Annotated in this window: 11 protein-coding genes and 1 pseudogene; 2 read left to right on the forward strand and 10 right to left on the reverse strand. The window is 56.5% G+C overall.

Going from position 1 to position 13,618, the window contains the following annotated elements; translation table 11 throughout:
• Nucleotides 1–17: 17 nt before the first annotated feature.
• From QPL95_RS13195 to mpl, 6 genes and pseudogenes are all read right to left on the reverse strand, one after another.
• Entirely contained in the window at nucleotides 18–1,649 is a 1,632-nt protein-coding gene (locus QPL95_RS13195) for a site-specific integrase (RefSeq protein ID WP_303291450.1), read from the reverse strand.
• A gap of 9 nt (nucleotides 1,650–1,658) precedes the next feature.
• Nucleotides 1,659–1,811 (reverse strand): annotated as a pseudogene (locus QPL95_RS18550) (DUF6538 domain-containing protein); the annotation flags it as partial.
• Nucleotides 1,812–2,204: 393 nt separating this feature from the next.
• Nucleotides 2,205–4,115: a hypothetical protein gene (locus tag QPL95_RS13200; protein WP_303291451.1), complete on the reverse strand. Its 1,911-nt coding sequence runs from the start codon at nucleotides 4,113–4,115 to the stop codon at nucleotides 2,205–2,207.
• Between the two features lie 145 nt (nucleotides 4,116–4,260).
• Nucleotides 4,261–5,400, reverse strand: a complete 1,140-nt coding sequence (locus tag QPL95_RS13205; RefSeq protein WP_303291452.1) for an acyl-CoA dehydrogenase family protein — start codon at nucleotides 5,398–5,400, stop codon at nucleotides 4,261–4,263.
• 123 nt (nucleotides 5,401–5,523) lie between these two features.
• A complete protein-coding gene (locus tag QPL95_RS13210) occupies nucleotides 5,524–6,147 on the reverse strand; it encodes a flavin prenyltransferase UbiX (RefSeq protein ID WP_303291453.1) in 624 nt (207 codons plus the stop codon).
• Complete coding sequence (gene mpl, locus QPL95_RS13215) at nucleotides 6,140–7,534, reverse strand: UDP-N-acetylmuramate:L-alanyl-gamma-D-glutamyl-meso-diaminopimelate ligase (protein ID WP_303291454.1); 1,395 nt, start codon at nucleotides 7,532–7,534, stop codon at nucleotides 6,140–6,142. Before mpl ends, QPL95_RS13210 begins: the two co-directional genes overlap by 8 nt.
• 144 nt (nucleotides 7,535–7,678) lie before the next feature.
• Between mpl and QPL95_RS13220 the strand changes: the two genes are divergently transcribed.
• Nucleotides 7,679–8,941, forward strand: a complete 1,263-nt coding sequence (locus QPL95_RS13220) for a 6-phosphofructokinase (RefSeq protein WP_303291455.1) — start codon at nucleotides 7,679–7,681, stop codon at nucleotides 8,939–8,941.
• A 72-nt stretch (nucleotides 8,942–9,013) separates the two neighbouring features.
• Here QPL95_RS13220 and QPL95_RS13225 read toward each other — a convergent pair whose 3' ends face one another.
• The 3 genes from QPL95_RS13225 to QPL95_RS13235 all read right to left on the reverse strand — a co-directional run bounded on the left by QPL95_RS13225 (nucleotide 9,014) and on the right by QPL95_RS13235 (nucleotide 11,542).
• The gene (locus QPL95_RS13225) at nucleotides 9,014–9,268 is read right to left on the reverse strand and encodes a GrxA family glutaredoxin (protein ID WP_303291456.1); all 255 of its coding nucleotides are present in this window, start codon (nucleotides 9,266–9,268) and stop codon (nucleotides 9,014–9,016) included.
• A 147-nt stretch (nucleotides 9,269–9,415) separates the two neighbouring features.
• The gene (locus tag QPL95_RS13230; protein ID WP_303291457.1) at nucleotides 9,416–10,969 is read right to left on the reverse strand and encodes a methyl-accepting chemotaxis protein; all 1,554 of its coding nucleotides are present in this window, start codon (nucleotides 10,967–10,969) and stop codon (nucleotides 9,416–9,418) included.
• A 21-nt stretch (nucleotides 10,970–10,990) separates the two neighbouring features.
• On the reverse strand, nucleotides 10,991–11,542 hold the full coding sequence (locus QPL95_RS13235) for a hypothetical protein (RefSeq protein WP_303291458.1): 552 nt from the start codon (nucleotides 11,540–11,542) through the stop codon (nucleotides 10,991–10,993).
• Between the two features lie 58 nt (nucleotides 11,543–11,600).
• Between QPL95_RS13235 and QPL95_RS13240 the strand changes: the two genes are divergently transcribed.
• Nucleotides 11,601–12,026 (forward strand): YqaA family protein, encoded by a 426-nt coding sequence (locus tag QPL95_RS13240; protein WP_303291459.1) that lies wholly within the window; start codon nucleotides 11,601–11,603, stop codon nucleotides 12,024–12,026.
• Here the strand turns inward: QPL95_RS13240 and QPL95_RS13245 are convergent.
• Complete coding sequence (locus QPL95_RS13245) at nucleotides 12,023–13,429, reverse strand: ABC1 kinase family protein (protein ID WP_368389753.1); 1,407 nt, start codon at nucleotides 13,427–13,429, stop codon at nucleotides 12,023–12,025. The genes QPL95_RS13240 and QPL95_RS13245 overlap by 4 nt on opposite strands.
• Nucleotides 13,430–13,618: the final 189 nt, after the last annotated feature.

Below are 13,618 nucleotides of genomic sequence, written 5' to 3' on the forward strand. Positions count from 1 at the left end.
AAAGAAGCGATACTTTCTCAGCTGTCCGGGTCGTTTTTGCCCCATACCCGAATCAAGGACAGGTCCAGGTCGAAGTGAATCTGATCCAGCGCCTGCTTTTGGTCCCACAGTTCGTAGGAATCTTCATAGGTCTTTGCATGAACATCCAGACTGCGCCCTTCCCCGTGCCCGGTGATTTCACGGCGCATATCCGGGTCCATATTCTGTCGCTTCGCCTGAGTGCTCCAAGTTTTGCGGAGACTGTGGAAGATCTTTCGCTTCGTCACACCATCAATCGTGACGTGCTTTCGGACACCACACCACTCGACATACCCTTGCCCGTGGTTGGTATTTCCATCAAAGCTGTTATTGAACCAGGCAGACGTATTATTGCCCCAGTTGTTTCCACTGCTGGGTTTCTCTGCCGGGAATAACTGCTGTTCCCCTGAATCGATCAGCTGTTGCCGGTATTCAAGCAAACCCAGATCGATTAGCGACTCATGCACAGGCACAATCCGCGCAGACTGCCTGTTTTTCCTGCCCTGCTTACGATCATCATTCCGCTGGATGACAAACACCCAGATGGTCCGCGACTCCCCTTCTACGTCCACGGAAATGGGCTTCAGATCATCCACAAACAGCATTGCCATTTCCCCTAAGCGATTGCCATGGTAAAGGGAAATCAGCGGCAACCAGTGCCTGTGGGGCTTATCAAACAACGAACCTTTGCGGTAGGTTTCATTGTTGAACAGAAGCTTCAGGTCTTCTTTGCTGAATGGAACGACGGTGGTATCACCATCCACTTCCAACTTGCAGCTGATCAGGTAATCCGCCAGCCCGTTTGCTATCAGCCCATTCCGTTCCATTGCCCGCAAGAAAGTGGCAATAGTGGTGAATTCGTTGTTGATGGTGCGTGCGGTCTGTAACTTGGTTCCGGCTGAACTGCTGGCGATCTCAAGGATTTCATCCATCGGTTTGTAGATGGGCGCTTCTTTCGGCTTACCGTTCTGATCCAGCGCCACCTGCCCGGTTAGACGATCAATCTTGGGCTGCTTTCCATCCATGTATTTGACGTTGCGGTGCAGCATGTTTGGCAGACCTGAGCGCCGGTCGATGTAACGTTCCTTCAGGACTCTTTTGGTCAGTTCCTGGTTGGGCAGATCACCAACGAACATAATCAAACGCTGAAGCTCCGTCTCCATATCAAACAACCCTTTGTCCATGGCGGTTTTGACTGGATTGGACTTTCTGGCTTTGTCCCGGATGTAGGTATCTACCAGCTCACTCAAAGGCTTGCCGTGTTCTTCAATGCCACGGGCGGCAAGCGCGCTTTGCTGGCGGGTTTCCTGAATGGCTGTCAGAAGGGTCTCTGTTACCGCATCGTTCCTTTGTTTCGGAACCTCACGACCAGGAGCATCCGAATCACTGGCGGAATCAGATGAATTCTGACTCTGCCCATTGATGTAATTTGAATAGGCTTGAAGGTCTTCCGCTTCTTTGGCGTTGAGACTCGCCATGAAGTCTTCAATGGCTAAAGGATCGGTTTCCCCGTTGTGGTACTGGGTTTGACGTTCATGGTCCTGCAAACGCTCATACAGCGCCTTACCGCGAGACAAGCGCCGGTCCTGTTCCTTTGCTTCGTCTTCCCACTGGAAATCATTCTCAAACAACTGAAGCCACCACTTCCTTGCCAAAGCCAATGCTTGCCTGCGGCATTTGGTGCGCAGGCTTCGCCTAATCAATCTGGGGGAAGATTCTACTGCACTTGGGACCTTCAGTTGGAAGTAGTAAACGTCATTTCGTTTGGTTATAAAAGATGGCGCGGACGGCATGTTTAACTCACTTTTTTAACACACCTGTGTTACCTGTGAGTCACTCATACGTATTGATTATGGACCTTCTGAGCACCGTAAATGGTCTTTTTTTTGATTAGAGATCGATTGGGAGCGGGCTAAAAAATCGTTTTCTATCAGCTTATTACAACGATTCAATCAATCTATAACCAAGGTGACCAAATTTCAGTACACGCTAGCTTCAGGTGCTAGTGGGGGCAACCCCGTGGAGGTTCAAGTCCTCTCCTCGGCACCATTTCCTTCCCCAGGAAATGGCACGAAACATCAAAATTCTCTATTGATCGACTGAATTAGCTACCAGAACATCGTCTGGTTATTTTCCGTGGCTATTAGAAAAGCCGGCGACAAACACACTGGCTTGCCGCCCTATGGTCAGTCCGCCGGTACTGCTGAGGACAAACCTTCAACCAGATACTGCGAGAGCGTCTTGTAGTCATAGTTCACTTGCGCAAATGAATTGCGCGGAGCTTCCTGGAATGAACCGCCACATGCTGCCGGGCTGTTTCGGTCCTGGAGGTACGCCTGCTGAACATGGTTGACGGTGGCGGAGGTCAATCCGCCAGTGTCCAGGCGCGGGTAATACAGCTGCCACTGGAATTCCCCGGCCGGGGAATCTACCCGTTCAAGGCTTGCGGTGGCCGGATCCAGAAAGGGATATTTCAGCAGCCGCTCGACCGCCAGCCCCTCGTATTCCCGAACATCGTACTCATAGGCGCCGGGCACACTAGCCACACCCACAAGCGTGAGATCGAACAGACGGGTGACATACTGACCGGGAAGATCCAGCGGGTCACGGTCCGTTCCAACCGGCTCACACTCCGCCCCTGATGCCCCGAAAGTCAGTTCAACATCAGCCATACCATTGGTTTCAATGCGATAGCCGTTCACCGCGCTTCCGGCCAGCACCGCAGCCGGGGCGTTTTCCGGTAACAGGGTGATGGTCCTGTCAGCGAGGCCTGAAACCCGCTCAACAACGGCATTCTTATCCGTCCACTGCCAGGTAATTTCCGCCGTACCATCCAGTTCTGAGCTTTCCGGTGCAACACCGCGGGTGGCCTGATGGCAAAGGGTCACGGTATCAAAATAGGCCGTTTTGTTTTTCCAGTCGAATACGATCCTTTCGTGAGTACCGCCTTCTTCGTATCGGATCTTGCTCAGTCCGGACAGAGACGCCCCGGGAAGCCACTGGGTTTTCAGCTCCGCCATATAGCCGCTTACCTGGACAAGGCGTGCCACTTCTTTTAAGGAAGGCTCCATACAGCCCTGGCTCGACACAGACAGCAACTGTCCGTCTTCTGTGTAATCAAAGGTGAGCTCTGCTGACACTTCCAGGTTGTTTGCGGGCAAGCTGTCATAGCGGTCAGAGTGCGCCAACACTTGCTGACGCGTCAGCAGAACCGGATTATCCAGCTCAACCGACACCACCGGCAGCTCCAGCGAATCGGTATCAACGTTGCGGTAATCCCCACCCGAAGCTTTCGCATCAACCAACCCGGTAACCGTCGGGGCGTTCTGAACCAGAGAGTAGCCAAGCAGCTGCACAGCATCTCTGGACAGGAAGCGTTCGGTACCGTCACTGCCGGGCGCGGATAGCTGGGCGTTGTAGTCTTCAGGAATCTGGCTCGCCATAAAGCGTGCCATCGCACGAGCGTAGGCGTGGGCCTTGTCGTTGCCGGCCAGCACGTAGTCCTGCAACAGGTTGAGACCATTCAGATCGGCGTAGTCTTCCGGGACCACCTGGTCAGGATCAAGACTGTTCAGCCTCGCAACTTCAGAACGGAATCTTGCCAGGGTGGTCAGCGGCGTCACGTTCGTTGTCCCCGGGCTAGCCGACATCAGGTAGGCCCTCGCCACTGGCACCTCGCCGCTGCGGGTTTCTTCCAGCGTTTTACCGGGCATTGCAAGCGCATAGAGCGGATAGGCCCTGGGGTCCAGATCGGCGCCCACCTCTTCGGCCACTTGCAATTCGGAGATATCCAGCGCGAACTTGCCACCCGCCTGAGTCAGCGTTGTCGGTTCGCCATTTTCCAGCCGGTGAGTGTTGCCATTGGCAAGCGTCAGGTCCAGCGGGCCGGGGGTGTACTTGCCGTCGTCATCGAGATCCAGCCATACCCGGGCGTTGCGCAGGTAGCCATCAATAACACGTCCCTGATAGGGGGCTGGCTCGCTGTAACTGACGCCGTCAAAATCACGGCCATCAATCGGCAACTGGTCCGATTCTTCGCCACAACCGGCGATCGCAAGCGTTAACAGGGGTACGGAAAGAGGGATCAGGCGTTTCATCGCGGCAACCATTTATCCTTGTTAGAAGGTTGTGCCGCTACTGTAGGGAATACCGGAGCCGGAGACCTTGACCGGCTTGGCAAATTGTAAAGTTTGGTAAACAACCGACCCCAAAATGCACGGGAGCCGGCTGTTTATCGCCTGATCAGAACGATCGGGCCACGATTTCCTTCATGATTTCGTTAGTGCCGGCGTAAATGCGCTGCACGCGGGAGTCTGCCCAGGCGCGGGCAATGGGGTACTCCCACATATAGCCGTAGCCGCCGTGCAGCTGTACACACTCATCCATGACTTTGCACTGTAAATCCGTGGTGTGCTGCTTCAGCATGGCGGCGGTGGGGATATCCAGCTTTTTGTCCAGATGCAACTCCAGGCAACGGTCTGTGAACACCCGGGCCGCGGTAATTTCAGCTTTCATTTCTGCCATTTTGAAACGCGTGTTCTGGAACGCGATGACCGGTTTACCGAAGGCTTTGCGCTCTTTCACGTAGTCCAGAGTCCACTGCCAAGCCGCTTCCGCCGCCGCGACAGCGGTGAGAGCCACCTGCAGTCGCTCCGCCGGCAACTCCTGCATCAACTGGAAGAAGCCCTGCCCTTCCATGCTGCCCAACAGGTTGTCTGCCGGAACTTTGACATCCTGGAAGAAAAGCTCAGAAGTATCCTGGGCCTTCATGCCCACCTTGTTCAGGTTCTGACCCTTCTCGAAGCCATCCCAGGCAGTTTCTACCAGCAGCAGACTGGTGCCCTTGGCGCCTTCTTTGGGATCGGTCTTGGCGACAACGATCACCAGGTCCGCCAGTTGGCCGTTGGTGATAAAGGTTTTGGAGCCATTCAGAATGTAATGGTCACCCTGGCGAATGGCGGTGGTTTTCACGCCCTGCAGGTCAGAACCGGCACCCGGCTCGGTCATGGCGATGGCGGTGATCATTTCACCGGAGGCCATTTTCGGCAGGTACTTCTGCTTTTGTTCTTCCGAGCCGTAATTCAGGATGTACGGCGCCACAATATCAGAGTGCAGCCCCCAGCCAATGCCGGACAGACCGGCCCGGGAAATTTCTTCCATAATCACTGCAGAGTAACGGAAATCGGCACCGACACCACCGTACTCTTCAGGCAGCATCGGGCAGAGGAAGCCCAGCTCGCCCGCCTTTTGCCAGAGTTCGCGGCTGACCTGACCATCTTTTTCCCATTGCTCGTGATAAGGCGCGGCTTCCTGCTCCAGAAACTTGCGAACGGAATCGCGAAAGCCTTCAAGATCGGCGTCGAAAAGGGTACGTGGAATCATGCTGAACCTCGGTAAACGGATTGGTTTGTCGTTGTGTTCAGCAAGTCTGTGGCGGGGCTTGTTTTCGCTCAATGGTGAAAACCATCAATCGCTTTGGCCAAAACCATCGCCCCATGGGCAGGCTCAGCCCTCTGCTTTCTCTCCCCAGCGGGGTACCAGAGTTTGCGGCAGGCCCAGATGGTCCAGAATCCTGGCCACCATGAAGTCCACCAGATCGTCTACTGAGTCTGGCTTGTGATAAAACCCGGGACTTGCCGGCATGATCACCGCGCCCATGCGGGTCAGCTTGAGCATGTTCTCCAGATGCACTTCCGAATAGGGGGTTTCACGCAACACCAGAATCAACTTGCGTCGCTCTTTCAGCGCCACATCGCCCGCCCGTTCAATCAGGTTGTTGCTGGCTCCGGTGGCCAGCGCCGACAGGGTGCCAGTGCTGCACGGGCAGATCACCAACGGCGCTTTTTCGCCTGAGCCGGACGCCGGCGGTGAAAACCAGTCTTCCCGGCCAAATACCTGAACCTGACCGGCCTTCGCACCAGCATACCCGGAGAAGGCTTCGGCCATGGCCGGCGGCGACCCCGGCAGCCGGAACTCGGTTTCGGTGGCAATCACCACCTGTGCTGCCCGGCTGACCATTACGTTGACCCGGCAATTATTGGCAACCAGGCACTGCAACAGGCGCAACGCATACTGGGCTCCAGACGCCCCAGTGATCGCAAGATTGATAACCGGTGATGATTCAGCCACGCATTTTCTCCAGTTCAGCCACCAGCTTGCGGTGTATACCCCCAAAACCGCCGTTACTCATAATCACAATGTGGCAGGTTTCCGGCAGCTGCGCCACGGCCCGCGCAATCAGGGCGTCCACAGAATCCTCCACAGCGTGATGGTCCAGTTCCCCGTGCTCTGCCCGCCAGCTATTGACCAGGTCCGGCAGCCAGTCCATCGCACTGAGATTGCCCCACAGCACCCGGTCTGCCGCAGCTGCGCTGGGAATCAGGGTCTGTTGATGCACTCCCTGTTTCATGGTGTTGGAGCGTGGCTCGATAATGGCCAGTATCGGCTCCTCCCCTACCCGGTTGCGCAGGCCTTCCAGAGTCGAGGCAATGGCGGTTGGGTGGTGGGCAAAATCGTCGTAAACGGTAACGCCTCCCACCTGGCCGACCAGCTCCATGCGCCGTTTAACGCCTGAGAACCGGCAGAGCGCTGCCACGGCGTGGTCCGGCGTCACGCCCACATGGCGGGCGGCGGCAATAGCCGACAACGCGTTGCGAACATTGTGCATGCCAGTGAGATTCCACTTGAGCATGGCCACGGGCTGTTCATGGTGAATCACCATAAACCGGCTGCCGTCTTCGGACATCAGCTCTGCCCGCCAGTCCACTGTGCGGGCAATCTCACTGCCAATGGCGGTGTCCTGGACCGGGCTCCAGCAACCCATTTCAAGCGCGTTATCGAGATGACGGTCGAGCGCGGGCCGGATAATCAGCCCCTGGGACGGGACGGTACGCACCAGATGGTGAAATTGACGTTCGATGGCTTCGACATTCTCGAAAATATCGGCGTGGTCGTATTCCAGGTTGTTAAGAATCAGCGTGTTCGGGCGGTAATGGATAAACTTTGAGCGTTTATCGAAGAAGGCGCTGTCGTACTCGTCGGCTTCGATCACAAAAAAGTCGCTGCTGCCGAGCCGAGCCGATACCGGGAAGTCCTGCGGCACGCCGCCCACCAGATAGCCGGCATTAAAACCAGCCTGGTCCAATATCCAAAGCAACATCGCCGTAGTGGTGGTTTTACCGTGGGTGCCGGCCACCGCCATGACCCAACGGTGGCGTAACACTTCCCGGGCCAGCCACTCAGGGCCAGACATATAATCAATTCCCCGATTGAGAACCGTTTCGACCTCGACATTCCCTCGGGACATGGCATTGCCAATCAGCACCAGATCGGGTTTCGGCTCCAGATTTTCCGGACGGTAGCCTTCCATCAGCGCTATACCCTGGGCTTCAAGCTGTGTGCTCATGGGCGGATAAACACCCTGGTCAGAGCCGGTCACGGTGTGGCCGAGCTCCCGGGCAATCACCGCCAGGCTGCCCATGAAGGTGCCACAAATTCCCAGAATATGTATGTGCATTAAGGTATTGCCTCCGGTTTGAAACCTGCCAAGCCTCTACCATACTTTCAGCGGGGTCAAGAGCCTATATATGCTCATGAAAAACCGCCGTGATTGGCGTATCATCTGCGCCAACATTGAACCAGCAGGAGGCCTTAGCCCGAGATGGCTATCAAGAACGCATTTTATGCCCAGTCTGGCGGGGTAACCGCCGTGATCAATGCCAGCGCCTGCGGCGTTATTCAGACCGCACGCAAGCACCCGGACCAGATCGGCAAAGTCTATGCCGGTCGCAACGGCATCATCGGCGCTTTGAAAGAGGAGCTGATCGACACCAGCCTGGAGTCTGATGACGCCATTCAGGCGTTAATCCACACGCCCGGCGGCGCTTTCGGTTCCTGCCGCTACAAGCTGAAGAACTTTTCCGAGAACCAGCGCGAATACGAACGGCTGATCGAAGTCTTCCGGGCCCACGACATCGGTTACTTCTTCTATAACGGCGGCGGCGACTCCCAGGATACTGCCTACAAGGTTTCCCAGTTGGCCGACAAGATGGGTTACCCGATCACGTGCATCGGCGTACCAAAAACGGTCGACAACGACCTGCCGTTCACCGACTGCTGTCCGGGCTTTGGCTCTGTGGCCAAGTACATTGCCACCTCGACGCTGGAAGCCGGCCTGGACATCAAATCCATGTGCGAAACGTCCACCAAGGTATTCATTCTCGAGGTGATGGGTCGTCACGCGGGCTGGATTGCGGCTTCCGGCGGGTTAGCGAGCCAGGCTGCCGGCGAGCCGCCGCACATTATTCTGTTCCCGGAAGTACCGTTCAACCGCGAAAAATTCCTTGAGCGCACCGATCAGTGCGTCAGAGACTACGGTTACTGCGTGGTAGTGGCTTCCGAGGGCGCCCAGTATGAAGACGGCCGCTTTGTCGCCGATGCCGGGGCTAAAGACGCCTTCGGCCACACCCAACTTGGTGGGGTAGCACCCGCGCTGGCCAACATGGTGAAGCAGGCTCTGGGCCACAAATACCACTGGGCTGTTGCCGACTATCTTCAGCGCTCAGCCCGTCATATCGCATCTGCCACAGACGTTGAGCAGGCCTACACCGTCGGTAAAGCGGCGGTAGAGATGGCACTGGCTGGCAAGCAGGCGCTGATGCCCACCATCGTGAGGGAGCAGGCCAAACCCTACCGCTGGTCCATTGGGGAAGCCAACCTGAGCGAAGTGGCCAACCAGGAAAAGAAAATGCCGATCCACTACATTACGGATGACGGCTTTGGCATTACCCAGGACTGCCGGGACTACCTGCAGCCACTGATCGAAGGCGAAAACTTCCCGCCCTTTGACAACGGCCTGCCCCGGGTCGCCAAGTTGAAAAACCAGCTGGTTGAGAAAAAACTGAAAGCAGAGTTTACGCTGTAATCGGTTCCGCCATTAAAAAGCCCGGCTGCTCACACAGCCGGGCTTTTTTGTTTGGATCTGAACGTCACTCGCTCAGCGAGCCAGTGCCGCCTCACTCCGGCGCACATAGGCAGAGAAATCGTCGTACCCACCGACGTACTCGGAACCCACCAGAATCTGGGGAACCGTATGCACCGGGCGGCCAATACGGTCAGCAACATCCTGCTTGCCAAGCCCCTGTTCAATCATGTCAATCCAGGTGTACGGGATGTTTCTGGACTCACACAGGTCTCTCGCAGCCATACAAAAACCACAGCTTGTACGGCCATAAATCGTGACCTGTTCCATAACAACCTCCTGACGCTTCGGGCACAGCCCTGCTGTGAATGTGAAAATCATAAACCGAAACGAATCATGACACGCTCGCCAGCAATTGAAAATTGAGGCTTACCATAACGGTCATAGTAAGTGCCGATACGGGCCCGAGCATGGACATCAGGTTTTCAGCCGGCCCAGCTCCCGATCCAGAACCTGCACCTGCCCATCAAGGGCCTCACCGCTATGGCGAACCCGCTGACCCAGTTCCCGCAGATCCGTAGCGGCATCGCCAATCTGGGTCAGGTTGCGGTTAATCTCCTCGCTCACGGAGCTCTGCTCCTCAGCTGCGGTCGCTACCTGAGTCACGTGCTCAACGATGGTACCGATCCGGTCGACAACGGTTGCCAGGGAGTGATCAGCCTCGCGGGTGCCGTCCACCGCCGTAGTGGCACGATCCACACCACTCTGGATGACTGTGACCGCTCCAGAAACATCGCCTTTCAGTCGCTCAATCATGTCACTGATTTCATCGGTAGACTCGCGGGTTTTAGACGCCAGTGTTCTGACCTCATCCGCCACCACGGCAAAACCGCGGCCTTGCTCACCGGCTCGCGCCGCTTCAATCGCAGCGTTCAGAGCAAGCAGGTTGGTCTGCTCGGCAATGCCTCTGATGACCTCAATAATCCGGTTTATTTCCTCACTGCGCTGCGCCACATGGCCGATTGCAGAACTGGCCTGGTCCATGTCTCCGGCCAGAGCGTCCACCCCCTGCAGCGCCACACCCAGTGTGTCTTTGGTAAACCGAATGCCATCCCTTGCAGCGCGGGCGTTCTCGGCGGCCTCACCGGCAAACCCTGCCACCTCACCGGCGGCGGCAGACATTTCGTTCATCGCGGTGACCACGCTGTCGATATCCTGATGTTGCCGGCTGGTCCGGTCGTCGGTATCTCTGGCGATAGCGCCCACGTCCGCCGCCTGCCCACGAACCTGGCCATTCACCTCTTTCAGATCGTTGATCATTTCCCGCAATCGGGCCAGGAAGGCATTGAAACCACCCGCCAGATCAATCAATTCAGCATGGGTATCAATATCCAGTTCACGCGTAAGGTCGCCCTCAGCGCTGGCCAGGTTACGCATCCGCACCCGAATCTCATCCAGCGGCCGGGTTACCGAACGCACCAGCAGGACCAATATGGCAATCGCAATCAGCACCACCACCACACCAACCATGGTTTGCCTAGCGGCGGTCCCAGCCACCTCTGATGACAACAAGCCGGTAATCTCGCCTACGCTGGCCAGCGCTACCTCGCGGGGCAACTCAATCAGCAATGACCATTCACTGCCGGGCAACGCCACTTTGACCGGATAGGCGACGGCGAGGGTTTTACCGTCATCGTAGCTGCCACCTTGCTGGTGCAAGGTCGCAAACTCAGAGGCCAGCTCTGGCAACGCCTCCCGAAGCGGCCGGCCAAGATGTTGCTGATAATGGCTGGACGCCGCGAGCAGGCCGCCTTCACTGAGCAACGACACTCTGGATTCACCGTTGAACAGGGCCTGGCTCACCTCCGCGATGGTCGCCTGAAGCGTCGACAGGTTGATATCGACCCCGACGACACCCACAAACTCACCGCTATTCAGAACCGGGACAACGAGGCTGGTCATCAGCTCGGAATAACCTTCCTGAATTTCGTACTCATAAGGCTCCATCAGGCAGGGCTTGAGGGTGTCCATCGAACACAGATACCACTCAGCTTACCGGATACCGAACTCATTGCGATTTTGCAGGTATTTGGTTGAAGGGTCTTCAGTGCGGCTAAACTGAACGTCACCTTCCGGGCCACGGAAGTAATAGATTTCAAGCGTGCCATCATTACTGCTGTGCTCTTCGACACCGCCCGTGAAATAGATGTCTTGCCCGTCGTAGCCATCCGGCTCAAACTGCGCATAGATGGAGCTGAGATGCTCCTGTTCGGCCAAAATAGTACCGATGGTTTCCTGGAGATCGCGCCGGCTGATGCGCCCGGAACTGTCCGCTTCAATATTGCGTGTGATCAGGCTGCGAACCACTTCGGGCGTTTGATAGGCGGTTTCAAACTGCCCTGTCACCAATTCGCCGTATTGCCCGGCGGTTGCAGTTAGCTGGTCCATCACTATACCCTGCACCGTGGCACGGGTTTCATTGGACAGCCGCTGTTCCATGGAACCCAGGGATAATTGAGCCGTCATCACGATGCTGACGCCCATGAATAACAGAAGTGTGATAACCAGCCCGTAGAGTTTGAAGCGAAGTGAAAGGTGTTTCATAAACAGCGAAACATTTTTGAATGAGCCCTAACAGACATAGTAGAGCATGGAGGCGCCCTTGGCGTATCTGACCCTGTTTCTGACCGCATTCGCGGCTGCCACATTGCTGCCCGCCTATTCAGAAATACTGCTGGGCACCCTGGTCGGCCAGGGACTGCCACCCTACTGGCTGTGGTTCTGGGCGACGCTGGGCAACACGTTGGGGTCAGTTGTTAATGGGGTTATCGGCCGGCAGGTGGATCGCTTTAAGCACAAGCGCTGGTTTCCGATCAGCGAACTGCAACTGCACAAGGCACGCAACCGGTTCAATCGGTATGGCCAGTGGTCGCTGTTGCTCGGCTGGCTGCCTCTGGGCGGTGATGCTCTCACCCTGGTCGGCGGCATCATGCGGGTGCCCTGGCTCAACTTCATCATTCTGGTCGGGATCGGCAAGGGCCTTCGCTACGCTTTCGTTATCTGGGTAGTGCAGCAGGCCGCGGGCTAGTGTCCCTCACGACCATAGAGATAGCGCTTGAGCAGATCTTCACCATTAAATTCAGCCTGTAAAACCGCAATAAGCGTATAAACCCCGATCAACTTGCGGTTCAAAAAGACAAATTCCTTCGGGGGCACCCGGAAATAACGGCTGATGGCAGACCGCGCCGCCTGCTTCGCCACCCGGGACGGCAGATCACTCTGCTTCCAGCGATATTCACCCTCGCTGTTCACCGCGTAATCTGGCCACTGGCTGCGGTCCCGGGCCAGGGGTTCCAACACAGACATACACACCGAACCGAACTTCTTAAGCACCTCAGCGGGCCAGTCCCGGCTCATAAAGCGCAGAGTGACTCCGCCATCAATCACTGCGTCCAGGTCTCCCTCATAGGAGGCCCTGATCATCTGGATGACCGGGGCAAGGAAGGCCTGGGAATAACTTTGCACGGCACCAAAATCCAGCAGCACAATTTGATCCTGGCCCAGGCCTGCCTCCTGCTCGCTTCCGATGCGGATTCGGTAGTTGCCGAAGTTCGGGTCGGTCTGGATCTCGCCCCAATCAAACAGTTCCTGAAAGAACAATTCCAGAGCCGCCTTGCCCAACGCGCTCCGGCGGGCCAGAGACAGTTCCCTGACTTCAGGAGAGCTGACCGAATGGCCATGTTCGTAAGTGGACGCGATGATGTGATCGGTTGAGTATTCCTGCAACACCCGGGGTACCACATACCGGTGGTCGTCACCAAGCATGTGGCGAAACTTCTCTGTGGTGCGAGCCTCAAGGCGGTAATCCACCTCGCGGTGCATCATTTCCCGGACTTCCTCCAGCCAGTCGTTAAACTCCGGGCCGAAACTGACCAGCCGTGCGACCTTAAGCAACTGCGCAACCGCGTTAAGGTCACTGTCAACCGCATCGGCCACCCCGGGATACTGAACCTTCAGCACCAGCTCCAGACCATCACGTTTGCGCAGCGCCCGGTGAACCTGCCCCAACGAAGCGGCGCCGATTGGCTCTGGATCGACGTCCAGCTCAGCCAGCCGTTGCTCGCCCATTTCCGCCTTGAGCACCCGCTCAATGGCCGGCCACTCCAGAGACGTCGTCTGATCTTCCAGTGTGTGCAGTGCCTCGGTCACTTCCTCCGGCAGAAAGTGCTCGCCATACAGCGCCATCACCTGGCCGATTTTCACCACACTGCCTTTGAGCCGGCCAAGCTCTTCCACCAGAAAACGGGCCTGGCTCGACATCATCGCACGGTGCCGCTGCTCCCGGGTCTCCTTGTTACTGAACCAGTTGGTCGCCATGTGAGACGCCATGCGGGTACCGGCGTATAAACCCGCCTTGGTCAGAGACAACCGGCGCTCAAAGCTGCCGGTTTTGATTCGGGACACGGATTTTCCGGGCTGTCTGGAAGACATGAAGGACCTGTCGGTTTTGGAAATTCGAAACGTTACCGGCGTTCAGCATACCGCCGGAACACTCTCTGGCCACATTATATCGATCCTGAGCGACGACAACCTAACCGATTCGCCGCCGTTTGACCGACCCTGCAGCCATTGCGTATGAATTTTAACCAGCTTTAACTTGTTTGATGATGCGGTTACGTT

The sequence above is a fragment of the Marinobacter sp. SS5-14b genome (assembly GCF_030541005.1).
Lineage (GTDB): Bacteria > Pseudomonadota > Gammaproteobacteria > Pseudomonadales > Oleiphilaceae > Marinobacter.

What these genes read in the sequence shown, in the direction of transcription:
- QPL95_RS13245 (WP_368389753.1), bottom strand. Translation starts at nt 13,429, where the DNA reads ATGTCTTCCAGACAGCCCGGAAAATCCGTGTCCCGAATCAAAACCGGC.
- QPL95_RS13230 (WP_303291457.1), bottom strand. Translation starts at nt 10,969, where the DNA reads ATGGACACCCTCAAGCCCTGCCTGATGGAGCCTTATGAGTACGAAATT.
- QPL95_RS13200 (WP_303291451.1), bottom strand. Translation starts at nt 4,115, where the DNA reads ATGAAACGCCTGATCCCTCTTTCCGTACCCCTGTTAACGCTTGCGATC.
- QPL95_RS13220 (WP_303291455.1), top strand. Translation starts at nt 7,679, where the DNA reads ATGGCTATCAAGAACGCATTTTATGCCCAGTCTGGCGGGGTAACCGCC.
- QPL95_RS13225 (WP_303291456.1), bottom strand. Translation starts at nt 9,268, where the DNA reads ATGGAACAGGTCACGATTTATGGCCGTACAAGCTGTGGTTTTTGTATG.
- mpl (WP_303291454.1), bottom strand. Translation starts at nt 7,534, where the DNA reads ATGCACATACATATTCTGGGAATTTGTGGCACCTTCATGGGCAGCCTG.
- QPL95_RS13205 (WP_303291452.1), bottom strand. Translation starts at nt 5,400, where the DNA reads ATGATTCCACGTACCCTTTTCGACGCCGATCTTGAAGGCTTTCGCGAT.
- QPL95_RS13235 (WP_303291458.1), bottom strand. Translation starts at nt 11,542, where the DNA reads ATGAAACACCTTTCACTTCGCTTCAAACTCTACGGGCTGGTTATCACA.